Below are 23,634 nucleotides of genomic sequence, written 5' to 3' on the forward strand. Positions count from 1 at the left end.
GGACAGCGCGCCACTGAGGCTCGCTACTGAGGGCCGCCATTCAGGCCCGCCGCGCCGGCCCAACACGCACCGTGGCGAGCCCCGCGTGCGTGATAGAGTGCAACATGATTTGCCGTCGATGGCTCGCGGCACGCTTTCATGATTCACGTCGCCGCTCCACGCTCAAAGCCCGCCATCCTGCATCGTCTTTGCTAAAATCCGAACTATGTCCAAGAGTACCGATCGCATCAATCTGACCAACCAGTTCCTGATCGCCATGCCTAACATGGCCGATCCGACGTTTTCCGGAACGGTGGTCTACCTTTGCGATCACAGTGAGCGCGGCGCGCTCGGCCTCGTGATCAACCGGCCGACTGACATCGACCTGCAAGCGCTCTTCAGTCGCATCGACCTCAAGCTCGAAATCGAGCCTCTTCTCCACGTTCCCGTTTACTTCGGCGGCCCGGTGCAGACCGAGCGCGGCTTCGTGCTGCACGATCCGAAAGACGGCAATTCCTACACGTCGTCCATGTCGGTGCCGGGCGGGCTCGAAATGACCACGTCAAAAGACGTGCTCGAGGCGGTCGCGAGCGGCACCGGGCCTGAGCGCTTCCTGCTCACGCTCGGTCACGCCGGTTGGGGCGCGGGCCAGCTCGAAGAAGAGATTTCGAAAAACGGCTGGCTGACGGTCGAGGCCGATCCGAAAATCGTCTTCGACGTGCCCGCCGAAGAGCGCTTCGAGGCTGCGCTTGCGCTGCTCGGCGTCTCGCTGTCCATGCTGTCGGGCGAGGCCGGGCACGCATGAGAGGCGCCGCATGAGCCTGCCGGGCGGACGCGAGGCGACGCTGCTTGCGTTCGACTACGGTGAAAAGCGCATTGGCGTCGCGGTCGGCAATTCGCTCACCCGGAGCGCGCGGGCGCTCGTGGTCGTGCAGAATCGCAGCCGCGAATATCGCTTTGCCGAGCTCGGCAAGCTGATTGCGCAATGGAAGCCCGACGCGCTAGTGGTCGGCTTGCCGATGCATCCGGACGGCACGCCGCACGAAATGACGCGGCTTGCCAAGCGCTTCGGCAATCAGTTGAACGGCCGTTTCAATCTACCGGTGACGTGGGTCGACGAGCGCTACTCGTCGGTCGAGGCCGAGGCGACGCTACGCGCCAACAAGGGCCGCGCCGACATGCTCGACGCCGAAGCGGCCAGCGTCATCCTTCAGCAATATCTTGACGGACTTTCCGACAACCATGAGTTCCATTGACGCCGAAGCGCTCTATCGCGCGCTGCTCGACCAGATTCGCGCCGCCTACGGCGACAAGCTCGGTGCGAGGGAAGGCGCCGAGGGCGCCGTGCTGGCCGGCATCCACAGCGGCGGCGCGTGGCTCGCCGAGCGCCTTGCGCGCGATCTGAACCTGGCGAGCTTCGGCGTCGTCAATGTCGCGCTGCATCGCGACGACTACGCGAAGAAGGGTTTGCACTCCCAGGCGAGCCCGACCTCGCTGCCATTTTCGGTCGACGGCCGGCGCATCGTGCTCGTCGACGATGTGCTGTACACCGGCCGCACGATTCGCGCGGCGCTCAATGAACTGTACGACTACGGCCGCCCGGCGGCGGTCGAACTGGCGGTGCTCGCCGATCGCGGCGGGCGCGAGCTGCCGGTGGCGGCGCGCTTCGTCGGCGGCGTGGTGGACGTGCCGGCGGACGCGACGCTCGTGCTCGCCCGCGACGAGACCAGCGGCGCGGGCGAGCCGCGTTTCACGTTCCATACTGAAGCACGGGTTGATTGAGCGGCGTCTGCGCGTCTTCGAGCGCGGCTCTGGCGCCGAGCCTCGCCCCGCTTAGCGGACGCGCGTTACCCGAGCCACGAGGACCGGAACGCGAGCACATCCGAGACAGGAGCCCGCACGAAAGCCGAGCAGGAAAGCCCAGCACAAGAGCGCCAACGCGCAGTTCGCCCAGCCCACACGTTGAAGCCCGTATTTGCAAGCAGGTACACCATGAACACCGCCACCCAGGCTCCGCAGGATTCCGCCGATAGCGCCACCGAGCGCTTCCGCTATGGCTTCCTGAAGGGCAACCCGCAGCTCACCAAAAACGGCGAGCTCAAACATTTGTTGTCGATCGAGGGTTTGCCGAAAGCGATCGTCAATCACATTCTCGACACCGCGAGCCAGTTCGTCAGCGTGACGGACCGCGAGGTCAAGAAGGTGCCGCTTTTGCGCGGCAAGTCGGTCTTCAACCTGTTCTTCGAGAACTCGACGCGCACGCGCACCACGTTCGAGATTGCGGCCACGCGTTTGTCGGCGGACGTGCTGAATCTGAACATCAACGCGTCCTCGACGAGCAAGGGCGAATCGCTGCTCGATACGATCAACAATCTGTCGGCCATGCATGCCGATATGTTCGTCGTGCGTCACGCGTCGAGCGGCGCGCCTTATCTGATCGCCCAGCACTGCGCGCCGCACGTGCATGTGATCAATGCCGGCGACGGCCGTCATGCGCACCCCACGCAAGGGCTGCTCGACATGTACACGATCCGCCACTACAAGAAGGACTTCACGAATCTGCGTGTGGCGATTGTCGGCGACATCCTGCATTCGCGCGTGGCGCGCTCCGACATTCACGCGCTGACCACGCTCGGCGTGCCGGAAGTGCGCGCGATCGGGCCGCGCACGCTGCTGCCGGGCGGCCTCGAACAGATGGGCGTGCGCGTGTTCCACAATCTCGACGAAGGTCTGAAGGACGTCGACGTGATCATCATGCTGCGTCTGCAGAACGAGCGGATGAGCGGCGCGCTGTTGCCCTCGGCGCAGGAATACTTCAAAAGCTGGGGCCTGACGCCCGAGCGGCTCGCGCTCGCCAAGCCCGACGCGATCGTGATGCACCCGGGCCCGATGAACCGCGGCGTGGAAATCGACTCGCAGGTCGCGGACGGCCCGCAATCGGTGATCCTGAATCAGGTGACGTTCGGCATCGCCGTGCGCATGGCGGTGATGGGGATTGTCGCGGGCAATAACGACTGATCCGCGGTTGACCTCAGCGCGCGGCACGAGCCGCGCATCCGCGGCAAACAATGCAGAATCTGGCCACAAACCGGCTGAAACACTAAGGCAGCGCATGAAGATCCACATCCAAGGCGGCACGCTGATCGATCCGGCAGCGGGCACCGAACAGCAGCAGGACATTTTTATCGACGCCGGCAAGATCGTCGCGCTCGGCAACGCGCCCGCCGGTTTCGAGGCGACGCAAACCCTCGACGCGCGCGGCCTGCACATCGCGCCCGGCCTAGTCGACCTGTCCGCGCGGCTGCGCGAGCCGGGCTACGAACACAAGGCCACGCTCGAATCGGAAATGGCCGCGGCGCTGGCGGGCGGCGTGACGAGCCTCGTGTGTCCGCCGGACACCGACCCGACGCTCGACGAACCCGGTCTCGTCGAAATGCTCAAGTTCCGCGCGCGCAATCTCGATCAGGCGCACGTGTATCCGCTCGGCGCGTTGACGGTCGGGCTCAAAGGCCAGGTCATTACCGAAATGGTGGAATTGACGGAGGCGGGCTGTATCGGCTTTTCGCAAGCCGACGCGCCGGTGGTCGACACGCAGGTACTGATGCGCGCGCTGCAGTACGCCAAGACCTATGGTTTCACGGTCTGGCTGCGTCCCGTGGACGCGTATCTCGGCAAAGGCGGCGTCGCCGCGAGCGGCGCGCTGGCGTCGCGGCTCGGCCTTTCCGGCGTGCCGGTTGCGGCTGAAACCATCGCGCTGCATACGATTTTCGAACTCGTGCGCGTGACGGGCGCGCGGGTGCACCTGTCGCATGTGTCGTCGGCGGCGGGCATTGCGCTCGTGCGCGCCGCGAAGGCCGAGGGTCTGCCGGTGTCTTGCGACGTCACGGTGAATCACGTGCATCTGATCGACCTCGACATCGGCTACTTCGACGCGCAGTTCCGGCTCGACCCGCCGCTGCGCCAGCAGCGCGATCGCGAAGCGATCCGCGCGGGGCTCGTCGACGGCACGATCGACGCGATCTGCTCGGACCACACGCCCGTCGACGACGACGAAAAGCTGCTGCCGTTCGCCGAGGCCACGCCTGGCGCGACCGGCCTCGAGCTGTTCCTCTCGCTGACGGTGAAATGGGCCGACGAAGCCGGCTTGCCGCTTGCCAAGGCGCTGAACCGCATTACGGCAGCGCCGGCGCAAGTGCTGAATCTCGACGCGGCCGGACGCGTCGCGGCGGGCAGCGTGGCTGATCTGTGCGTGTTCGACCGACATGCGCATTGGCGCGTCGAGCCGCGCGCGCTGAAGAGCCAGGGGCATAACACGCCGTTCCTCGGCTACGAACTGCCGGCGCGCGTGCGCGCGACCATCGTGTCCGGTCGCGTCGCGTTCGAGCAACGCTGAGCGCCACGGCTCGATTCACGGCGCCGCGCATCGATCCACATCGAACCGCATCGACCCGGCATCGAGCCTGCATTGACCTGACAGGAAAAGCTCCGACCATGAAGCTCGCGTTACGCAAAGCCCGTCTCATCGCGCATCTGCTGCACGGCATGTGGATCGTCGCCACGCGTTTCCCGAAAGCCGATGCAAACCGCCGTCACGCGCTCAATCGCGCATGGTCGCTGAAAATGCTGCGCCTGTGCGGCATGCGCCTTGTCGTGCATAACGACGGGGCGCGGCTGGACCGCGGCGCGCTCGTGGTGGCCAATCACATTTCGTGGATCGACATCTACGTGATCAATGCGTGGCGGCCGACGCCGTTCGTGTCGAAGGCGGAGATTCGCCAATGGCCGCTGGTCGGCTGGCTCGCGCAGCAGCTGGATACGGTGTTCATCCAGCGCGAAAAGCGCAGCGACGCGAAGCGGATCATGCACGAGTTGTCCGACAGGCTGGGCGCTGGCGAATTGATGTGCGTGTTCCCGGAGGGCACGACGTCGAACGGGCTCGCGCTGCTGCCGTTTCACGCGAACATGTTCCAGGCGGCGGTGTCGGCGTCCGTGCCGGTGCAGCCGCTGTGCATCATGTATGAGGACGCGCAGGGCCGGCAGTCTACGGCGCCGGCCTATATCGACGATCTGTCGCTCGCCGACTCGCTGAATCGGCTGCTGCGCGGCGGACCGCTGACCGCTCATGTCTACGTGTGCGGGCCGCTCGCGCCCGGCGCGGATCGGCGCGCGTTGGCTGCCGAAGCGCAGGGCGTGATTGCAGCGGCGCTGCGCGAAATGCAGGGCGGCACGGCGGCGACGGGCGCGCTGGTTGTGGAGCAGATGGACGCGTCGCCGGTCAGCGAGACGCTGGTCGAACCGGTCGATCAATCGGGCCGTTCGCCGAGCGTCTGAGCGTCTGGCCTTGTTCAGCCAGCGGAGTTAATTCCCGCCGCGCGCGCGGCAGTTATCGCATTCCACCTGAGTCAACGTTCGCTCCGCGGGATTGTCCGCGAGCCGCACCGCCGACAGTTTTTCGCCCCAGACGCAGCCCGAGTCGAGCCCGATCAGGTTGTCGCGCAACATCAAGCCGAGCGCGGCCCAATGGCCGAACACCACGGTCACGTCGGCGGTCTTGCGCCACGGCACATCGAACCACGGCATGCAGCCCGGCGGCGCGGCGTTCAGGCCGCCGCTGCTGCTGAAGTCCATCGCGCCTTCGGCATTGCAAAAGCGAACCCGCGTCAACGCGCTGCACGTCACCCGCAGCCGCTCGATGCCCTTCAGGCTCGGCGTCCACAAGCTCGGCTCGTTGCCGTACAGGCCCGCCAGCGTTTCTTTCCAGTTGGGCGCGCGCAGTGCGCGCTGGAGCTCGTCGGCGAGTTCGAGGGTCAGGTTCACGTCCCATTGCGGCACCACGCCCGCGTGCACCATCAGCATGCCGTTTTCGTAATGCGCGATCGGGCGATGGCGCACCCATTCGAGCAGGTCCGCGGCGTCGGGCGCGGAGAGAATTTCGTCGATCGTGTCGCCTTTTTTCGACTTGCGAATGCCCGCCGACACCGACAGCAGATGCAAGTCATGGTTGCCGAGCACCGGCACCGCACGCTCGCCGAGCGCGATGATGTCACGCAGCGTGGCCAGCGATTCGGCGCCGCGGTTGATCAGATCGCCCGCGAACCACAGCGGCGTGCCGGCGGGCGGCGCGGCCTGGGCGAGCAGTCGCTGGAACGGCGTGCGGCAGCCTTGCAGATCGCCGAACGCGAGAGGTGCCAGGCGCGGCGGCGAGTTGGGGGAGACGGATGAAGGCGCGGTGGACGGTGTCATCGACAGAATTGGGGCGGTTCGATACACGCGGCGGCGCACGGCGCGTGCCGCGTTGGGCGGTGCAGCAAAAGAGCATGACATAATAGCCCGTTTGCAGCGCCCACATCGCGCCATGCCGACGTGGCGGCGCGTGAGGCGTTCGCGCGGCGGTCCAGAGTGAACGACGGGCGCAATATTGCATCACAGCAGCATGATCCTCGTGAACGGAGAAAGCATGTCGTCTTTCCATGCGAAGCAACCCGTCCGCACGCTCGTCACCGGGGCGAGCGGCTTTACCGGCCGCTATCTGGTGGACAATCTGCTCGATCGCGGCCATACCGTGATCGAAACTTTCGCCGGCCGCGACGAAGGCGAAATCCCCACGCGCCTGAGGCTCGACATTACGTCGCCGGAAAACTGCCGGCGCGTCATTGAAGCCGTGCGGCCTGACTACATCGTGCATCTTGCTGCGATCAGCTTTGTCGGCCATGACGATCCGCTCGACTTTTACCGCGTCAACGTGATCGGCACGCTGAACCTGCTCGAGGCCTGCGCCGCGACGGGCCATACACCGCGCAAGGTGCTGATTGCGAGCAGCGCGAACGTGTACGGCAACGTGACGAGCGATGCGATCGACGAAACGTTCCCGCTCACACCGGTCAATCACTACGCGGCTAGCAAGGCGGCCATGGAAACGATGGTGCACACGTGGTTCGACCGGCTGCCTATACTGATCGTGCGGCCGTTCAACTACACGGGCCGCGGCCAGGCGTCCAACTTTCTCGTGCCGAAGATCGTCGAGCATTTCGCGCGCCGGGAGCCGTCCATCGAGCTGGGCAATATCGACGTCGCGCGTGATTTCTCCGACGTGCGTTATGTGGCGCGCGCTTACGAAGCGTTGCTGGATTCCGATGCGACTGCGGAGACGGTGAACGTCTGCACGGGCACGCCCTATACGCTGCGCGAGATCCTGTCCGCCGCCAGCGATCTGACGGGGCATAAACTGCAAGTGCATGTGAATCCCGCCTTCGTCCGGCAGACCGATGTGAAGGTCCTCGCCGGCTCGCCCGCGAAGCTGCGCTCGCTGGTTCCGGAGGTGCGGGCTATTCCGTTCATCGATACGCTGCGCTGGATGCTCGCGGCCTGAGGCGCGGCGGCGGGCGCTTTTGCCTGTCGCGTCTTTGTTCCTTCCATTGGCGCGGGCAGCGGCGGCGAGCCGCGCCCGCGAACCTGCCATTTCCCTTCCGACGGGGCCTTTCCCGTTGGCGCCGCACGCGGGCCGGAGGCCGGATTTCCGCGCCGTCTGACGCCTGTTTGAACGGGCGTCTGCGATCCATTGCGCATGAAGCGCTCGCCTGCAAATCGGCAAATTGCACCCGAAAACGGATTTGTCAAGCTGTTTCAAGTTGTTAGGGTTCTAGTTTTTGTTCCGTGCGGCTTTATAATCTCAGGTTCATAAGATTGGCGTCTGAGCGTCTGCGTGCCGTGCGCAAGCCGCGCGCGCCGAAATAATCGGACTCCACAACGCGTGGCGAGGGCCGGCAGAGCAATGCCGGAGCTGTCGCCGACATCTGGAAGGGAATTTCATGATTCTGGTAACGGGCGGTGCCGGCTTTATCGGCGCCAATTTCGTGCTCGACTGGCTCAATACGTCGGACGAAGCGGTGCTGAATGTTGACAAGCTGACCTATGCCGGCAATCTCGGCACGCTCAAGTCGCAGCAGGGCAATCCGAAGCATGTGTTCGTGCGCGCGGATATTTGCGACCGCGCCGCTATGGACGCGCTCTTTGCCGAGCACAAGCCGCGCGCCGTGCTGCACTTCGCCGCTGAAAGCCACGTGGACCGCTCCATTCACGGCCCGGCCGATTTCGTGCAAACCAATGTGGTCGGCACGTTCACGCTGCTGGAAGCCGCACGAACCTACTGGAATACGCTCGGCGAAGCCGAGAAGGCCGCGTTCCGCTTCCTGCATGTCTCGACCGACGAAGTCTTCGGCTCGCTTTCCGCGACTGATCCCCAATTCTCTGAAACCACGCCGTACGCGCCGAATAGCCCGTACTCGGCAACCAAGGCGGGTTCGGACCACCTGGTGCGCGCATACCATCACACGTATGGCCTGCCGGTGCTCACCACGAACTGCTCGAACAATTACGGTCCGTACCAGTTTCCCGAAAAGCTGATTCCGCTGATGATTGCCAACGCGCTCAGCGGCAAGCCGCTGCCGGTGTACGGCGACGGTCAGAACGTCCGCGACTGGCTGTATGTGGGCGACCATTGCAGCGCAATCCGCGAAGTGCTCGCGCGCGGCGTGCCGGGCGAGACGTACAACGTGGGCGGCTGGAACGAGAAGAAGAACCTCGAAGTCGTGCACACGCTGTGCGATCTGCTCGACAAGTTGCAGCCGAAGGCGGGCGGTTCGTACCGCGATCAGATCACTTACGTGAAGGATCGCCCGGGCCACGACCGCCGTTATGCAATCGACGCGCGCAAGCTCGAGCGCGAGCTCGGCTGGAAGCCGGCAGAGACGTTCGAGACGGGTCTGGCCAAGACGGTTCAGTGGTATCTGGATAATCAGGCGTGGGTAACCGACGTTACATCAGGCGAATACCGCAACTGGGTAGATCGGCACTATGCGTGATCTGGAGTCTCGGTCTAGCGCTGGCGGCGCCATTCTGGTGATTGGCGCTAGAGGGCAGCTCGGGGCGGAGTTGTGCCGCACTATGTCACTGCTTGGGCGTGTCGTTCCTGTGGGGCGCGAGACGTGCGACCTGGCTAACCCCGAAGAAATTGCAATCACGGTGCGCTCCGTCAGGCCGGTGGCCATTGTTAACGCCGCAGGGTATACAGCGGTAGACGCCGCAGAAACGTCAGCCGATCTCGCACATGCTGTCAATGCGGTCGCGCCGGGGATATTGGCGGCCGAAGCCAAGGCGCTTGGTAGTTTAATCGTCCACTACTCGACAGACTATGTTTTCGACGGCGCTAAGGTCGGATCGTACACAGAAGACGACGTAACCTCGCCTCTGTCCGTATATGGCCGGTCAAAACTGGATGGCGAACTGGCGGTGCAAGCCGTGGATGTTGACCACTGGATCTTTCGGACAAGTTGGGTCTTCGGCTCGCACGGTGGCAACTTTCTTAAGTCGATTGCACGCGCCGCACTGAGTCGCACGTCATTATCGGTGGTTGCGGACCAGCGTGGTGCGCCGACTTCCGCAGCTTTGCTGGCGGACGTCACGGCGCTGGCCGTCCATCGCTATTTAAGTGGAGCTTCCTCAATGCCGAGCGGCCTATATCACCTGGCCGCCGGAGGCGAAACCGACTGGCATCAATATGCGCTCCATATCGTCGAGACGCTGGCAGCGGCGGGTGTGCCGCTCGCCGTGAAACCGGAGGGTGTCCTACCCATCAGCGCCGCCGATTACGGGAGCACAGCGGCTCGGCCGGCCAATTCGCGGCTCGATACGTCAAAGTTGTGCTCGGCGCTGAACATTAAGCTTCCGGATTGGCGAGAAGGCGTGGATCGTCTGCTCGCGGAGCTTGTCGAGGGCCGGCGATTGCTCGCCTGATTGTGGTCGCATCGCAAAACCTGAGAGAATTTATCGTGAAACGAAAAGGCATCATCTTGGCTGGCGGTTCAGGGACTCGCCTTTACCCGATTACGCGTTCGGTGTCCAAGCAATTGCTCCCTGTCTATGACAAGCCGATGATTTACTACCCGCTCTGCACGCTCATGCTGGCGGGGATTCGCGACATCCTCATTATTTCCACCCCGCAAGACACACCACGCTTTGAAGAACTGCTAGGAGACGGCGCACATTGGGGGCTAAACCTGCAATACGCTGTGCAGCCGTCCCCGGACGGTCTCGCGCAGGCGTTTATCATCGGTCGTGATTTCGTCGGCAATGATCCATGCACGCTGATCCTTGGCGACAACATCTTTCATGGCCACGACCTTCTTGGGCAACTGCAACGCGCTGCCGCGCAGACGCAAGGTGCGACGGTATTCGCCTATCACGTGCACGATCCAGAGCGGTATGGCGTCGTAGAATTCGACAATGACTTCCGCGCTGTGTCTCTGGAAGAGAAGCCTAAATTGCCTCGTTCCAGTTACGCGGTGACGGGCTTGTACTTCTACGACAATGACGTTTGCGATATCGCCGCAGACATTCGTCCGTCTGCACGCGGGGAGTTAGAAATCACTGACGTCAATCTCCACTATCTCCGCCACGGCCGTCTCAACGTCGAGATTATGGGCCGCGGATACGCTTGGCTTGACACCGGCACACACGATTCGCTGCAGGACGCCGCTGTCTTCATCGCTACGCTGCAAAAGCGCCAAGGGCTGATGGTGGCTTGTCCTGAAGAGATTGCATTCCGGAACCGATGGATTTCCGCGGAAGCCCTCGAGACACTCGCCAAGCCCCTCGCCAAAAACGGTTACGGCGCCTATTTGCACCGCATCCTTCAGGAGTCTGTTGCATGAATCTAACCGTCGTTCCTACTGGGTTGCCGGAAGTGGTCATTTTGGAGCCGAAAGTGTTTGGCGATGACCGTGGTTTTTTTTATGAGAGTTTCAACGCAAAGGGATTCGCAGAGGCCACTGGCATTCAACGCAGTTTTGTGCAAGATAATCACTCGCGCTCAGCCAGGAACGTGTTGCGAGGGCTGCATTATCAGATCAGCCAGCCGCAGGGCAAGCTTGTGCGGGTTGTGAGTGGGAGCGTTTTCGATGTAGCGGTCGACATTCGCCGCAGCTCACCACGATTCGGTGAGTGGATTGGCGTTGAACTGTCGGCTGACAACAAGCGTCAACTGTGGATACCGGAGGGCTTTGCACACGGCTTCGTGGTGCTATCCGAATTCGCTGAATTTCTGTATAAGACCACCGATTATTACGCTCCAGAGTTCGAGCGCTCTCTACGATGGGATGATCCCGCCATAGGGATCGAATGGCCGTTCCAAGGCGAGCCGCTGCTGTCCAAAAAGGACGCCGCTGCGCCAGCGCTTGCAGACGCCGAATTATTTAACTAGCCGACTCCCGAGGAGACCTTTATGGCTATCCAGTTGTTTGTACCAAATTTCCGAATTCAAGAATGCCTTGAAGAGATCAGAGAATGTCTCGAGAAGGGTTGGACCGGGCTCGGGTTCAAGACCAATCAGTTCGAGGAAGCGTGGAAAGCGTACACGGGGCTGCCGAACGCCCACTTTCTGAGTTCGAATACCGTTGGTTTGCATCTCGCCTTCGAACTCCTCAAAACGAAGCATGGTTGGGCCGACGGTGATGAAGTTATTACGACGCCATTGACCTTCGTGTCGTCGAATCACGCCATCCTCTACTCGCAACTGACGCCCGTTTTTGCTGACGTCGACGATTCGCTTTGCCTGGACCCCGAAAGCATCGAGGCGCGAATTACAGACCGTACGCGTGCGGTGATTTATGTGGGCGTCGGCGGCAATGTCGGTCAGTACGAGCGTGTCCTGAAACTGTGCCGCGAGCGTGGCCTTGCATTGATTCTCGACGCTGCGCACATGTCTGGAACGCGATTCCACGGCAAGCATGTCGGCCACGATGCGGATGTGACGGTCTTCAGTTTTCAGGCAGTCAAAAACCTTCCTACGGCTGACTCAGGCATGATCTGTTTCCGGGACGCGGAAGATGATGCGCGCGCACGGAAGATGAGTTGGCTGGGCATCAACAAAGACACCTATGCTCGTACGGCGTCCCAGGGCGCGTACAAGTGGATGTATGACGTCGAGGAAGTCGGCTTCAAATACCACGGCAACTCGATCATGGCCGCGATCGGTCTTGTGCAACTAAAGTACCTGGACAACGACAACTCGTATCGTCGCCAGCTGGCGAGCTGGTACGAAGAACTCCTAGGTAACCACGGGAACGTACGTCTAGTGCCGATTACCAAGGGGTGCGAATCTTCTCGTCACCTCTTCCAGATTCGCGTTAAGAATCGTGATGAACTTATGCTCGCTCTGAACGAACATGAGGTTTATCCGGGGGTTCACTATCGGGACAACACGGAATACCGCATGTACTCTCATGGCAAGGGTCAGTGTCCTAAATCACATCAGGCGAGTAACGAAATCCTGTCATTGCCGATGCACATGGGCGTTACGCGCAAGGACGTCGAACTGATTGCGGACCTCGTAATTCGATACGCAGCGGCATGAAGCAAGCGTATTCTCCGCTGACGGTGGGCAGCCTGCGGTTGAGGCTGCTCAGCCGCGCTGATTTGCCTTTCACGCTCGAGTGGCGAAACCGAGACGGCGTGCGCCAGCAATTCGGGACTGCCGACGTACTTCAGTGGGACCAGCACGTCGGCTGGTTCACACGCTATGTCGAGAAGTCCGACGATTTGGTTTTTATCGTCGAGGATGCGACAAACAACGCCCGAATCGGTCAGGTGGCGATCTATGGGATCGATGCAAATGCGAGACGGGCCGAGATTGGGCGATTCGTCGTCGCACCTGAATTTCAGGGGAAAGGATTGATGCGGGAGGCAATCGGAGCCTTGATGACGTTTGCCAAGGAAACGCTCGGCCTTGCATCAGTATATCTGCTAGTGCGTGAGACGAATGACCGCGCCCGGCGGCTGTATGCAGGTCTCGGGTTCGCGGAGGTCTCACACGCGGAGGACATGATCACAATGGAGCGAAGCATCAAATGATCACGTATAACAGCTCCAGCGCTCGTCCGTCCGTGGAAGAGTTCGTCAGCGCTGCGAAGCTTTGGCGTGTTTGGGTTCATATGGGGCTTCAGGACGTCAAGAGCCGATTTCGGAGTTCAGCGCTGGGCCCCGCATGGATCCTCATTAATCTCGGCGCCGTCATTGCCGCGATTGGAGTGATTTACGGGCGCCTGTTTCATCAGTCGATGAACGAATTCCTGCCCTTTCTCACCCTAGGTTTGGTGATATGGACATTCATTTCATCGGCGCTTGTCGAAGGCTCTTCCGCGTTTGTTGTTGCTGAGGGCTACATTAAGCAATTTCCGTTTCCGAAGATCATTTACCTCTATCGGGCTATTGTTCCGTATACGGTGGTATTTTTTATTGGTCTTTTCGTATTCTTTCTCACGATGGCGCTGTATCAGCGCCACATCGGGTGGGGCGCGCTATGGGCCTTGCCGTGTTTCGTTTTGTTCCTCGTTATAAATTTTTTCCACCTAGTTATCGTTGCGCACGTGGGCGTTCGGTTCCGCGATCTGCCGCACCTGTTGGGCAGTCTCATTCAAATCGCGTTCTACTTAACGCCTGTGATTTTTACCGTGTCCATGTTGAAGGACCGCGGACTAGCCTTCGTCTACATGTTTAATCCGCTGTATTACCTGATTGAGATCCTGCGCTATCCATTGCTGAACAGCGAGGCACCACCGACAGAAGTGACTTATGTTGCGTTGGGGTACTGCGCAGTTGTAGGTGTGATTGCAACGTATGTCGTGAAAAAGATGTCGCAGCGGATCGTGTACGTGTTATGACCGAAGATTTGAGAATCAGCCTGCGTAACGTGGGTGTGAGATTTGATGTGTCTGCGCGCCAAGACAGCCTCAAATCTACGTTGCTCAACGCTATTAGAAGAACCGGCAACGGGCAAAGGCCGGAGCGCCGCGTCGTTCACGCCCTCAAAAGCGTGACGCTTGATATCCAACATGGGGAGCGCGTTGGCCTTATCGGTTTGAATGGCGCGGGCAAAAGCACAATTTTAAAAGTGATGGCCGGGATTTATCCCCCAACTTCTGGTGAGGCGATGATCAGCGGCCATGTATCGGCCATGTTCGAACTCGCCACCGGCTTTGAGATGACGCAGACAGGCTGGGACAACATCCGCATTCGCGGTATGTTGCTTGGTCTGACGCCCGCAGAAGTCGAAGACCGTATTCATCAGATTGCCGAATTTTCGGAACTCGGCGAGTTCCTGGACTATCCGGTCAAGACTTATTCTGCGGGTATGTTCATCCGACTTGCGTTTTCGGTGTCCACGGCAATCAATCCAGAGATCCTGTTGTTGGACGAGGTCATGGGCGCGGGCGATGTGCAGTTTGCCAACAAGGCTAAGCGTCGAATGCATGAGTTCATGGAGCAGGGAAAAATTCTTGTGTTTTCCAGCCACAGTCTCGAAATGCTGGAATCCTTTTGTGAGCGCGTAATCTGGATGCGCAAAGGCGAGATCGTAATGGACGGTCCGGCAAAGCGCGTCCTGACTGAATACGAAAACAAAGCTGGGCAGTGACGTCGCTGGAACCTCAACGTCCGCCAAGTCTCACGTTGGACGTCGCGCAAGGCGTGCGGAAGGAATGTGAATGAAAGTCGAAACGGTAATCCGTGACACCCAATGGTTTGCCGAATCAAACCCTACAACGCCTGACGTATCGGTGCTGTTGTACGTCGGCAAACGCGATGTCCAGAAACTCGCCCGCGCCGTTGAGTCATTGTTGCAGCAACCACTGACGGCAATTCAACTCATCGTCGTTGACGACACGTGTGACGAGCAGGTGTCGGCCTGGCTGGAGGCTGCTCAGAGGCGCATTCCACACATGGGGGTGCTGCGGCACGCTTCGGTGATCGGGTTGCCTGCCTTGGGATGGATCGAGGCCGTTCAGCGCGCCCGCGCGCCTTGGATTCTTCTTGCCCGGGAAATCGACCGTTTTAACCCCGATGCTCTGGACGAGCTGCTGTCTGAGGCGCAACGGGATGCGGCCTCGATCGTCTTCGGCTACGTTGAACTTGTCGAGCATGGAGACGGTGGCTCCGTCGAGGTTGTCGAACAGCACTTGCGGCGAGCACAATCGATGGTGGAGTTGCGTGTCGGCAATTTTATCCCTCGTAATGCGGTGTTGATTCCAAGACGGGCTATCGATTTCGTTGGGTTCTTGGACCCTCACGTCGTCATGGCGAGCTGCGCCGACTGGGATTTGTGGCGCCGTATTTCCGAGTGCTTCGAAATGAAGCCGCTCGATCTTGCTATTGGCGTTTGCGAGGTCCAAGACTCAGCGGATGGGGCTGTCGATATCGATTTGTGGGCAGCCGAAGAATGGATGCGCACATCGCGCAATGATCGTTTGATTCTCGAACGGATCGGCGATTATGATGTGCTTGCTCCTGACCCGGCTCACTGCACGGCGACACGCGAGGTTTGCTCAGACCTTGCGAGCCGCTGGCTCGATAGGTGCGTTCCACGAGCGGTCACGTCAGTAACGACCAATGCGGATGCCGAAGGCCACCTCCTCATTGTCAACGTCCAATACGACGCGTCGACGGCCCTTTACTTTGACATGTTGCCGCCACCGTTAGCACAGCGGCTGCGCGTCGTTTCTCATAAGGCGAACACGTCTATCGAGGCGTTGGCGGGAGCGACGGCTGTCATTATCGTTCGCGCGGTGCGCTCTTGTCAGGCATGGATCGATAACGCCCGGTTGCTGGGCATACCGGTCTACTACTTCCTTGACGACAACATGCCGTTGCTCGCAGAGACGGGCGAGGCGCTTATGGTGGGCGAAGACTTTCGCCCCGCAGCGCTTCGGGAAGATCTGAAGCAGTTCGACGGCGTACTGTTGAGCAGTCCGTCGTTGATCGAATATTTTCGGCACCACCAACTGCATTCTCGGCTGCTTCATTTCCCGGTCGCCTGCGCGACGCAGGATCAAATTAGGCGTCGATTTGAGGCGCTCCCGCGGCCCGCGCAGACCGATGAGCTGGTCTTCGCCTTCATGGGGGGACTGCACCGATCAAAGGCGGTTTGGGACTTGATTCTGCCGGCATTGGCGCAGATTGCGTCTGAAGGACAGCGAATCCACTTCATCACGCCGGGCATGAAAAGCGATAGCAAGTTGCTCGACGGCCTGCCAGCATCAATTCGCGTCACGCTGCTGCCGTGGGATCCCGGTTATATTTTCGCGCTCCGCCGTTTTGCAAGCCTCTCGCCTCAATATCTGCTGCTGGCGCCGAGTAGGACGCCCAACAACTCTTATAAGACGCTCCATCCACTACTGACTGCGCATCTGGTCGATGCTGTTGCGGTCCTGCCAGCGATAGATCCGTATCTAGGGGTCGATGACAACTCCACTGCACTGATCGTCGAGGAACCTTTTGAGCGAGATAGCTGGTATCGCGTCCTGCGTCGCATCGTCGACAGGCAGGTGGATGTCGAAAGTCTCAAGCAGCGCAATGGCGACTTCTGTGCAAACGAATTTTCCGGGCAGGACAATGTCGCGGTGCTCCGGGAGGTCATCGCGTCTTCAGGCGGCATGCCGTCCTGGCCGCTTCAGATCAGGCGCTTGCGCGCCTTGGCCACGATGCGTGAGGGCAATGACCTCACGCATCGTCAAGGTAGCCATGACTCGTGGCGGAGAACTGCCGACGAACTTTATGCGATGCGGCACATGCGACGCTATTCGTGGCGTCATCGGATTCTCCCGAGGCCGTCCGATCTTTGGGATAGCTGCGGGAACGCGTTCCAAGGACTTCAGCGCGATGCGTTGAAGCACGGTTGGCGGCGCCCAGGCAGCACACTGGAGTTCAGCGACAGTCTCCATGCCCTTCCGTCACGGGAGTACCACGTGACGTTACCTGCTGGCTGTCTAGGTGGGATAGCTTTTGCGCTCGCGGTAGACGGTCCTCCGCAAGGAACTGTCGTCGTGGAACTGATTTCGTCGAACGGCGAGACGGTTGCTCGTGCGACGCGCGAGTTAAGCCGCCTCGATCTGAACCAACCGGTGCGCTTCATGTTCGATCCAGTGGTCATGCCAGAGCGAGCCACGTGGCGAGTACGGTTGCGCAGTCGCAGCTCTGTGCCTGTCTATGTCTACGAAATGATTAACCGACGGCGTTTGGGGGCATACTATTCCCCGCCAACGCCGTTTATGGAACTGCTACCTGGAACTCTCAAGTCGGCGTCTTCACAAGCGCTGGCGTCGCAATCGCGCCGAGACGCGCGCAGCGGGCCCTTACTCAACATCAAGCTGGTGATCGAAGGCGATATACCGACAAATCAGATCATCGAGCGACTACTCGTGGAAGCCGTCGGTACTGTTGGAACAGTGGAAAAGCTTCTGTTGTCCGAATTCACGCCCAGTACTCTTTTCGACGGCGGCCTTGTGATTATGAGCCGGACAGCGAGCCCTGCGTCGCTGCCCATGATCGAGTGGATGAAGGCGCACAACGTCCCATTCGCTTACTACGTGGACGATAATTTTTGGGAGCTGGAGGGCGATACGCCGTTAGTGCAGTTTTACAAAAGCGCGCCAGTCCAACACACGCTCGACTTGACAGTCAGGGACGCAAAGACGGTGATCGTAAATGCGCCGCGTCTTGGCGAATACATCAAGTCCCGGTATCCAGGCGCGGACATTACGCTCCTGAACGCGCCGTTTGATTTTTCGCTCGTTGAGGAAGTGCCTTGTCCTGATAGGTCGGTGCAGGAAGTGCGCATCGGGTTTGCCGGCAGCGTGACGCGAGCGGCCGACTTTGTGGAGATTCTGCCCGCTTTACGGTATGTGCGTGATAGATATCCGAACGACACGTTGACATTTTTTGGGTATTGCCCTCCGGAATTGATTGGTTCAGAGCGTGTGACATATGTGCCACACGTTAGCAATTACTCCGAGTTCATTAAGCTCAAAGCGTCGCATCGACTCGATATCGGCTTGGCGCCGATGGCCGCGTCGTCTGCGAATTTATACAAGACGAATAACAAGTACAGAGAATACGGCGCGCTGGGGATCGCGGGTGTTTATACGAACACGTCGCCTTACGCTGAGTGCGTTGCCGACGGCGAAACAGGTCTGCTTGTCAGTCACAGCGTCGAAGCGTGGCGCGACGCTCTTGAAAGGCTCGTAGTCGACCGAGAGCTTCGTGCGCGAATCGCGGTGGCGGCATATGAAGACGTTAAAACTAACTATTCGCAGAAGGTCGTGGCATTGCAATGGCGTGTGTTCCTGGAAGGTTTCGCGCGCGAGCATTTCACATCTAATCCTTGCGAAAGTGCAACCGCCGTCTCCATTGCGCGACTCAGAGCGCGACGATGGCTAGCACAAACGTGGATTCGCGTACTTGTGAGGACCGCAGGCGTTCGGCGTAGAGCGCATGCGTTTGCACACCGTATTACCGGCGAGCGCGGTCAATGACCTCAATGTCCCGTTCCGCTGGCGACGGCGCGTGCGCGCCGCGTCCCTTAGTTGCAGCTGTGATTGTGACCTTCAATCCCGAATTGCCGACGCTGCGGAAGATGATTGAGGCATTGCAGGCGCAGGAAGCGGAGATTGTCGTTGTGGACAACGCGTCCCTGGCGAGTGTGGCGGAGCAGATCGCAAAACTGACTGGTGAGCTTTCGTGTGGCTTTGAGGCGCTCGCCCAGAACCTCGGCATTGGAGCGGCGCAGAATCGCGGGTTTGCTGCCGTTGCAAAGATGGACGGCAATTCCGTAAGCGGTGAGCGTTACGTGCTTTTCCTCGATCACGACAGCATCCCCGACGTCGGTATGGTTGGCAAGTTGGTGGCCGCCGACCTTCGTTTGCGCGCACGTGGCGTTCGCGTCGGCGCTGTCGGCCCTGCGATAGTTGACGTCCGCACAGGAACTACAGGGCGCTTCGTCAGCTCTGGTAGTTTTTTAGTCAAACGCATCCCCTGCGAGTCCGGATGCCAAGAACTGGCCGTCGACTTCCTCATATCGTCCGGCACGCTGGTGCGCACTGACACGTTTGCGAAAATTGGTGGTATGGACGAGGCGCTGTTCATCGACCACGTTGATACAGAATGGTGTCTACGCGCTAAGGCGGCTGGCTACGCACTGTTCGGCGTTTGCGGCGCGCGTCTAATTCACTCTCTGGGTGACGAAGTCGTGTCGGCGTGGCTTGGACGAAAGCGAGAGGTTTTCGTCCATTCCCCCCTGCGTGACTACTACATGTGCCGCAATACGTTGCTCATTTTGCGTGCGACACGGATGTCGCTCGGCTGGCGTGTCTTTCTTTTATCACGACTGGTTGGGTCAATTGTCTTTTTTGTAGCGACACAGGCGCCCCGTTTGCGACGAATGGGATTTATGCTAATGGGGCTCCGCGACGGGCTCCTGAATCGGCAAGGAAAGTGGACTCCCCCGTGGTGAGTACGTGTATTGAGTTGGTTTCGGCAGGTCAAAGGTCAGTTGGCCGCACAAACCGCTTACTCAAATTTGGCCGCTCGTAAGGGGCGGACTTAAAGTTGAGCCGGACAATGAAGCTTTCCTGATAACTGTTAGGCAAGGCGGTCGAAGGTGATCCAGGTTACGACAACTGGAACAGTGGCGATGCATCATTGTCAGAACAAGTCGGTGCGCGAGACAGCGAGCAAGGACGAGTACCCGTTAACGGGTAATCTGGATATGAGCTGTCCTAGGAAGAACGTTGACGCTGCGATAGACGGCATATGCAACGTGTGCTGTGCGGCTTCGCCGGCTCCTGAAGCATCGGCCCCATTGTTGTCTCATGACTGTGATTCAGCTATTCGAACGTGTACAGTAAGGAGCTGGCCAAGCGCGCTTAAGCGAGACTCGACTCTACATAGTGGAAAGGACTGGTACATATGAACGCGGATATTTGGCATCGCTTTTCAACACGACAGCCCTCGTCACAATCTTGCCAGGCCCTATCTAGCATCAGCATCCCAGATGGTGAACCTGACATTCAGAATCAGATCAGCGAGGCCGAGAATAGATGGATTATCGACTATTTTCAGCAATTCCATCTCCCCATGATGGTTCGCGCGGGCTTGTCTCTCGATGACCTTCGTATTCTTGAGATTGGGGGGGGGTTCGGGCAACTGGCCTATGGCACGGTGAACAGCGTGAGGCCACAATATTATGTGGCAACTGATGTATTTCCTACGCTAGTTTCTACCATGACAAGTAATTTCAAAAAATGGGCCATACCTAACTGTTTTTCGGCTCTTCTTGACCCCAATGAAAATGAACTTTTCTTGAGGCCAAATTCGTTCAATGTTATCCAGTCACACTCGGTGCTTCACCACGTCCTTCACTACCAAAGTGCAGTCGAACGATTATATCAAAAGCTGGATTCGCCTGGTATTATGATTTTTTGCGAACCATGCCTCGACGCATACGTGTATTTTCAAACCCTTACGAAGGCGTTCCGCGACAGTCACAGTGTGTCCCCGCAGTTGGCATTAGAATTGGACTATCTAGATCTGTATATAGATCAAAGATGTGGCGTAGATCGAGAAAATGCAAAGTTCCTCGCGCAATTTGGTGCCGGCGATAAATATCTATATTCGATCTACGACCTTCAAAGGCTTGCGGAAACAGTGGGGGCGAAGCTGTACATCCAGAAGGACGTTCGGGATGCACGGGGAAATTTTGAATTTGAACTTAAAATCCGAAAGGCGCTTGAATCTGATGTGCTGGCATTTTCTAATTTTCTCGATCGAATATTGCCAGCCGGTGTCAATCAGGGCTATTTTTCTGATTTGAGGCAGGTTTTCTGCCTCATTAAAGAATAAGTCGAGGTTTTCCCGCTTCTACGCACCCAACCATCTCAAATGAGAGCCGGCCTCTCTGTCTTGGACGAGCAAAGAACAAAGAGGATAGCGAATGCCCGTATGCTCCCACTCAAGAAGACAAACGGCTCCCGAGGAATTGCGTACGGCGAAGCGTAATTCAATCGAATCCCTCTTGTCGAGCTTGAGAGGTGGCCAGGTTATTCTGCTGGTCGCTTGAGAGGTGAGGCGGCTCATTTCAGTTCCCACGTGAACGACGATTTGTCCGTTCTGGACGATTTCCGTGATCAGAACGCCGGAGCTCTTATCTGCGAGTAGAAGAACGATGTCAATCCCGCTCCACGTCATCGGGTCCGTGGCCTCTAGATAGAACCATCTGAACGGGTCTTGCGAAATGTCAGCCCCGAATCCTATCTTGTGAGGCATGACGGAGTTCGCGTCATGCGTCCCCAGCAGACTGAGTTGAGGGAAGGCCTCCCCATGTCCGTTACGAGCACCATTTGCGTCTGCGCTAGCTGTACTTCCCGAGGTAGCCAGCTGCAATATTTCGACGCGGTCCCGTGCGTGCCTATCGTACGTTGTGAACGTTTGGGTGACTTCCTCGAAAACGTTGGCAAATTTAGCGAGTGACTGCGTACCGTCGAAATGCTGCCGAACGCGGTTTTTACCTCCGACCGATAAGGTATCCCGATATTCCGCATTGGTTGCTAGAAGATATATTGACGAAGCCAAATCATCTATGTCGCCGGGTCGAAACAAGTGTCCGCTCACTTGGTGCTCGATAATGTCTTTCAGGCCACCGGTCGAGGCCGCAATCACGGGCGTTCCCAAAGCCATCGACTCAATTGCGACCATGCCAAAGGGCTCGACGAATGACGGCATCAGTGTCGCGATGCTGCGTTGATAAACTCCAGCCACGTCGGTTACACGTCCACGGAAATGCACGAGGTCATCAACGCCTAGATCGCACGCGAGTGCCTTCAGGCTGTTGGCGCTGTCGCCCGCACCATACAAATTAACGTGCACCGGGAAGCCGCGGTTTTTGAGCAACGCGACTGCTTGAATCAGAATGTCAATTCCCTTGTGCGGCTGAAGTGTCGACAGAGCACAAAAAGTCCGGGGTCCAGGATCATTGGCGGATTTCGACTCGATGTTGGTCCAGTTGTGAATGGTGCGGATCGATTTATGCGGTACTACCTGCTTAAAAAATTCCGAGGTCCAATCTGAGCATGTGACTATGCCCGAAGCGAGCTCCATGACAATCTTGTCTAAGACGTTCCGAGTTGCGGGGTCATCTTCGGCCTGCGTTGAATCAATTATTCCATGAGCCCACAGCACATATGGAATGTTGGCGTTGTAGCATCCCAACACACCTTCAAGATTCGTTAGGGTGTTTACAATAGCGATGTCGGCGTCTGCGCTCCACAGTGCTTCGGCATACTGCCGCGCCCGGCCTAATAAGTCACAAACATAACCCGGAAGCGTTTTTTGCGTTTGAAAAATGTACCACTTCATCGAAGGAACTTCGCGCCAGTCGATTCCGTGTTGGTCCAACAGCGACACCATCTCTCCCGCTTTTGGATCGGGTATGAGAACAATTGGTTTAAATTCCGGATCGTCTTTCAGCCTTAATGCCAAGTTGGTCAACATGCGTTCAGCACCGGCAATGTATGGCGAGTGCGAGATGAGAGCGACGTTTAACATTTTGCCTTGCCTTCTGCGATCACCGATCTGACCATATTTAAGAAGTCCGTCGCCACCTTAGGCACGGTGTAGTTTTCGTATACGTCTGCGCGCGCCGCAGCGTGAAGTTCAGCTAGTCGTTTCTTGTCTAAAAGAGAGGTCATCGCAGCGTACCATTGGGAGGCGCTATCGGAATCGTCGACCAAAACGCCGTTTATGTCGTTGTGGATATACCACGTGTATGGGTCAACGTTTGAATATATTCCAACTGCACCCAGGGCAGTGATCTCCAAATATTTGTTTGGACACTTTGACGCTGAAGTTCGCGAGTCGTCCAGCGGCGCTAGGAGCAGGTCAACGCCTGTCTTTCGAATCTCAGAGGCATAACGACTATAGGACATATGAGGTTTTCGAATCAAGTTGCAGTCCCGGAGCCTCTCCTCCTGTTCCGGCAGGATCGTTCCGGATATTAGAATATCCACATCATGGCGGTTGCGTCCAATCTGACCGAGTGCTTCAAAAGGCGCGGACATATAACGTGGCGATCCCGAATAGCCGATGACATACCGTTCGTTATTAGGGCGGGGCATATCTTCAAAGAATTCCAGCTCCACGCTATTTTTTAGCATGACGATTTTCTTTGCATGTAAAGAGAGATCGTGCGCAAGATGTTTGTTGTATGTCAGAACGCAGTCTGCGCCCTCAATGCCCCTGATAAAATTATTATAATAATCTGAGTGTTTTCCAAACATCGAGGCGTATTGGTCTGGCCAGTCATCCGCAACACTGAACCAATTATCATCGATCATGTAAACGGTGGGAATACTCAACTCGTTGCACCAACGTAGTATGTCGCTGACGTTGTTGGTCTTGGTTCTTGTTAAAAATACAATGTCATTGCCGATTAGATCATCTTTCGTCAAAAGATGATCAAAGACGGACTTGTAGCTTACAGTCCCGTTCCCTGACAAATGATCAAAATAGTTGAAGAAGCATAGTCTGTTGTGGTGATAATCCCAAATCCCGCCAGTCACTATTGCTTTTATTGGGGCCGCGTCGCTGCGGTTATCGCAACTTTCAATATTTTGTCCACCAAAGCGCGCATGTTGTCTCGCAAGAAAGTCGCGGGTGCTCTCCGGCAGGCAATGTCCCAGGCGTAGTTGAAGGTTGAAGGCGGCGGTTCGCCAGTGGAATCCGAGAGAATCGGGTTTCCAGGACCAACCTCCCGAACAGGGAACCAAGGAGAACCGC

21 protein-coding genes are annotated in these 23,634 nt (G+C 58.4%); 18 read left to right on the forward strand and 3 right to left on the reverse strand.

Annotated features, from left to right (window positions below):
* Positions 1 to 205: 205 nt before the first annotated feature.
* The 6 genes from HV711_RS28400 (at position 206) to HV711_RS28425 (ending at position 5,310) form a co-directional block, all read left to right on the forward strand.
* Positions 206 to 784 (forward strand): YqgE/AlgH family protein, encoded by a 579-nt coding sequence (locus tag HV711_RS28400; RefSeq protein WP_013587362.1) that lies wholly within the window; start codon positions 206 to 208, stop codon positions 782 to 784.
* A 10-nt stretch (positions 785 to 794) separates the two neighbouring features.
* Positions 795 to 1,235: a Holliday junction resolvase RuvX gene (gene ruvX / locus HV711_RS28405; RefSeq protein ID WP_035479220.1), complete on the forward strand. Its 441-nt coding sequence runs from the start codon at positions 795 to 797 to the stop codon at positions 1,233 to 1,235.
* A complete protein-coding gene (gene pyrR / locus HV711_RS28410) occupies positions 1,222 to 1,761 on the forward strand; it encodes a bifunctional pyr operon transcriptional regulator/uracil phosphoribosyltransferase PyrR (protein ID WP_035479224.1) in 540 nt (179 codons plus the stop codon). The genes ruvX and pyrR overlap by 14 nt, the downstream gene beginning before the upstream one ends.
* A gap of 210 nt (positions 1,762 to 1,971) precedes the next feature.
* On the forward strand, positions 1,972 to 2,997 hold the full coding sequence (locus tag HV711_RS28415) for an aspartate carbamoyltransferase catalytic subunit (RefSeq protein ID WP_006048658.1): 1,026 nt from the start codon (positions 1,972 to 1,974) through the stop codon (positions 2,995 to 2,997).
* A gap of 94 nt (positions 2,998 to 3,091) precedes the next feature.
* Entirely contained in the window at positions 3,092 to 4,372 is a 1,281-nt protein-coding gene (locus HV711_RS28420) for a dihydroorotase (RefSeq protein ID WP_035479226.1), read from the forward strand.
* Between the two features lie 98 nt (positions 4,373 to 4,470).
* Positions 4,471 to 5,310, forward strand: coding sequence for a lysophospholipid acyltransferase family protein (locus tag HV711_RS28425; RefSeq protein ID WP_035479229.1), 840 nt, complete (start codon positions 4,471 to 4,473; stop codon positions 5,308 to 5,310).
* 27 nt (positions 5,311 to 5,337) lie between these two features.
* Here the strand turns inward: HV711_RS28425 and HV711_RS28430 are convergent, their stop codons facing one another.
* Positions 5,338 to 6,222 carry a symmetrical bis(5'-nucleosyl)-tetraphosphatase gene (locus tag HV711_RS28430; RefSeq protein ID WP_035479231.1) on the reverse strand — a complete coding sequence of 295 codons (885 nt, stop codon included), beginning with the start codon at positions 6,220 to 6,222 and terminating at the stop codon, positions 5,338 to 5,340.
* 214 nt (positions 6,223 to 6,436) lie between these two features.
* On the opposite strand from HV711_RS28430, the gene HV711_RS28435 reads away from it, so the two are divergent.
* The 12 genes from HV711_RS28435 to HV711_RS28490 all read left to right on the forward strand — a co-directional run bounded on the left by HV711_RS28435 (position 6,437) and on the right by HV711_RS28490 (position 20,703).
* The gene (locus HV711_RS28435) at positions 6,437 to 7,348 is read left to right on the forward strand and encodes a GDP-mannose 4,6-dehydratase (protein WP_035479252.1); all 912 of its coding nucleotides are present in this window, start codon (positions 6,437 to 6,439) and stop codon (positions 7,346 to 7,348) included.
* 439 nt (positions 7,349 to 7,787) lie between these two features.
* Entirely contained in the window at positions 7,788 to 8,840 is a 1,053-nt protein-coding gene (gene rfbB, locus HV711_RS28440; RefSeq protein ID WP_035479233.1) for a dTDP-glucose 4,6-dehydratase, read from the forward strand.
* On the forward strand, positions 8,833 to 9,771 hold the full coding sequence (gene rfbD, locus HV711_RS28445) for a dTDP-4-dehydrorhamnose reductase (protein ID WP_051224010.1): 939 nt from the start codon (positions 8,833 to 8,835) through the stop codon (positions 9,769 to 9,771). Before rfbB ends, rfbD begins: the two co-directional genes overlap by 8 nt.
* A gap of 35 nt (positions 9,772 to 9,806) precedes the next feature.
* Entirely contained in the window at positions 9,807 to 10,688 is an 882-nt protein-coding gene (rfbA, locus tag HV711_RS28450) for a glucose-1-phosphate thymidylyltransferase RfbA (protein WP_035479254.1), read from the forward strand.
* The gene (gene rfbC, locus HV711_RS28455; RefSeq protein ID WP_035479237.1) at positions 10,685 to 11,236 is read left to right on the forward strand and encodes a dTDP-4-dehydrorhamnose 3,5-epimerase; all 552 of its coding nucleotides are present in this window, start codon (positions 10,685 to 10,687) and stop codon (positions 11,234 to 11,236) included. The genes rfbA and rfbC overlap by 4 nt, the downstream gene beginning before the upstream one ends.
* Before the next feature lie 21 nt (positions 11,237 to 11,257).
* Positions 11,258 to 12,388, forward strand: coding sequence for a DegT/DnrJ/EryC1/StrS family aminotransferase (locus HV711_RS28460; protein ID WP_035479240.1), 1,131 nt, complete (start codon positions 11,258 to 11,260; stop codon positions 12,386 to 12,388).
* On the forward strand, positions 12,385 to 12,885 hold the full coding sequence (locus HV711_RS28465; protein WP_051224012.1) for a GNAT family N-acetyltransferase: 501 nt from the start codon (positions 12,385 to 12,387) through the stop codon (positions 12,883 to 12,885). Before HV711_RS28460 ends, HV711_RS28465 begins: the two co-directional genes overlap by 4 nt.
* On the forward strand, positions 12,882 to 13,694 hold the full coding sequence (locus tag HV711_RS28470; RefSeq protein WP_035479242.1) for an ABC transporter permease: 813 nt from the start codon (positions 12,882 to 12,884) through the stop codon (positions 13,692 to 13,694). Before HV711_RS28465 ends, HV711_RS28470 begins: the two co-directional genes overlap by 4 nt.
* A complete protein-coding gene (locus HV711_RS28475) occupies positions 13,691 to 14,446 on the forward strand; it encodes an ABC transporter ATP-binding protein (protein ID WP_035479246.1) in 756 nt (251 codons plus the stop codon). Before HV711_RS28470 ends, HV711_RS28475 begins: the two co-directional genes overlap by 4 nt.
* A 70-nt stretch (positions 14,447 to 14,516) precedes the next feature.
* On the forward strand, positions 14,517 to 18,338 hold the full coding sequence (locus HV711_RS28480; RefSeq protein ID WP_051224014.1) for a glycosyltransferase: 3,822 nt from the start codon (positions 14,517 to 14,519) through the stop codon (positions 18,336 to 18,338).
* Complete coding sequence (locus tag HV711_RS28485) at positions 18,335 to 19,315, forward strand: glycosyltransferase family 2 protein (protein ID WP_082201421.1); 981 nt, start codon at positions 18,335 to 18,337, stop codon at positions 19,313 to 19,315. Before HV711_RS28480 ends, HV711_RS28485 begins: the two co-directional genes overlap by 4 nt.
* A gap of 455 nt (positions 19,316 to 19,770) precedes the next feature.
* Complete coding sequence (locus HV711_RS28490; protein ID WP_035479248.1) at positions 19,771 to 20,703, forward strand: class I SAM-dependent methyltransferase; 933 nt, start codon at positions 19,771 to 19,773, stop codon at positions 20,701 to 20,703.
* A gap of 18 nt (positions 20,704 to 20,721) precedes the next feature.
* Here the strand turns inward: HV711_RS28490 and HV711_RS28495 are convergent, their stop codons facing one another.
* Entirely contained in the window at positions 20,722 to 22,350 is a 1,629-nt protein-coding gene (locus HV711_RS28495; RefSeq protein WP_175145430.1) for a glycosyltransferase family 4 protein, read from the reverse strand.
* A 47-nt stretch (positions 22,351 to 22,397) separates the two neighbouring features.
* Positions 22,398 to 23,634 (reverse strand): glycosyltransferase family protein (locus HV711_RS28500; protein ID WP_217468972.1); only part of this gene is annotated, 1,237 nt, incomplete at its 5' end.

Source organism: Paraburkholderia phenoliruptrix (assembly GCF_902859825.1).
Classification (GTDB): domain Bacteria; phylum Pseudomonadota; class Gammaproteobacteria; order Burkholderiales; family Burkholderiaceae; genus Paraburkholderia; species Paraburkholderia phenoliruptrix.

Coding starts and splice junctions, on each gene's coding strand:
- HV711_RS28400 (WP_013587362.1), top strand. CDS start 206: ATGTCCAAGAGTACCGATCGCATCAATCTGACCAACCAGTTCCTGATC.
- ruvX (WP_035479220.1), top strand. CDS start 795: ATGAGCCTGCCGGGCGGACGCGAGGCGACGCTGCTTGCGTTCGACTAC.
- pyrR (WP_035479224.1), top strand. CDS start 1,222: ATGAGTTCCATTGACGCCGAAGCGCTCTATCGCGCGCTGCTCGACCAG.
- HV711_RS28415 (WP_006048658.1), top strand. CDS start 1,972: ATGAACACCGCCACCCAGGCTCCGCAGGATTCCGCCGATAGCGCCACC.
- HV711_RS28420 (WP_035479226.1), top strand. CDS start 3,092: ATGAAGATCCACATCCAAGGCGGCACGCTGATCGATCCGGCAGCGGGC.
- HV711_RS28425 (WP_035479229.1), top strand. CDS start 4,471: ATGAAGCTCGCGTTACGCAAAGCCCGTCTCATCGCGCATCTGCTGCAC.
- HV711_RS28430 (WP_035479231.1), bottom strand. CDS start 6,222: ATGACACCGTCCACCGCGCCTTCATCCGTCTCCCCCAACTCGCCGCCG.
- HV711_RS28435 (WP_035479252.1), top strand. CDS start 6,437: ATGTCGTCTTTCCATGCGAAGCAACCCGTCCGCACGCTCGTCACCGGG.
- rfbB (WP_035479233.1), top strand. CDS start 7,788: ATGATTCTGGTAACGGGCGGTGCCGGCTTTATCGGCGCCAATTTCGTG.
- rfbD (WP_051224010.1), top strand. CDS start 8,833: ATGCGTGATCTGGAGTCTCGGTCTAGCGCTGGCGGCGCCATTCTGGTG.
- rfbC (WP_035479237.1), top strand. CDS start 10,685: ATGAATCTAACCGTCGTTCCTACTGGGTTGCCGGAAGTGGTCATTTTG.
- HV711_RS28460 (WP_035479240.1), top strand. CDS start 11,258: ATGGCTATCCAGTTGTTTGTACCAAATTTCCGAATTCAAGAATGCCTT.
- HV711_RS28465 (WP_051224012.1), top strand. CDS start 12,385: ATGAAGCAAGCGTATTCTCCGCTGACGGTGGGCAGCCTGCGGTTGAGG.
- HV711_RS28470 (WP_035479242.1), top strand. CDS start 12,882: ATGATCACGTATAACAGCTCCAGCGCTCGTCCGTCCGTGGAAGAGTTC.
- HV711_RS28475 (WP_035479246.1), top strand. CDS start 13,691: ATGACCGAAGATTTGAGAATCAGCCTGCGTAACGTGGGTGTGAGATTT.
- HV711_RS28480 (WP_051224014.1), top strand. CDS start 14,517: ATGAAAGTCGAAACGGTAATCCGTGACACCCAATGGTTTGCCGAATCA.
- HV711_RS28485 (WP_082201421.1), top strand. CDS start 18,335: ATGACCTCAATGTCCCGTTCCGCTGGCGACGGCGCGTGCGCGCCGCGT.
- HV711_RS28490 (WP_035479248.1), top strand. CDS start 19,771: ATGAACGCGGATATTTGGCATCGCTTTTCAACACGACAGCCCTCGTCA.
- HV711_RS28495 (WP_175145430.1), bottom strand. CDS start 22,350: ATGTTGACCAACTTGGCATTAAGGCTGAAAGACGATCCGGAATTTAAA.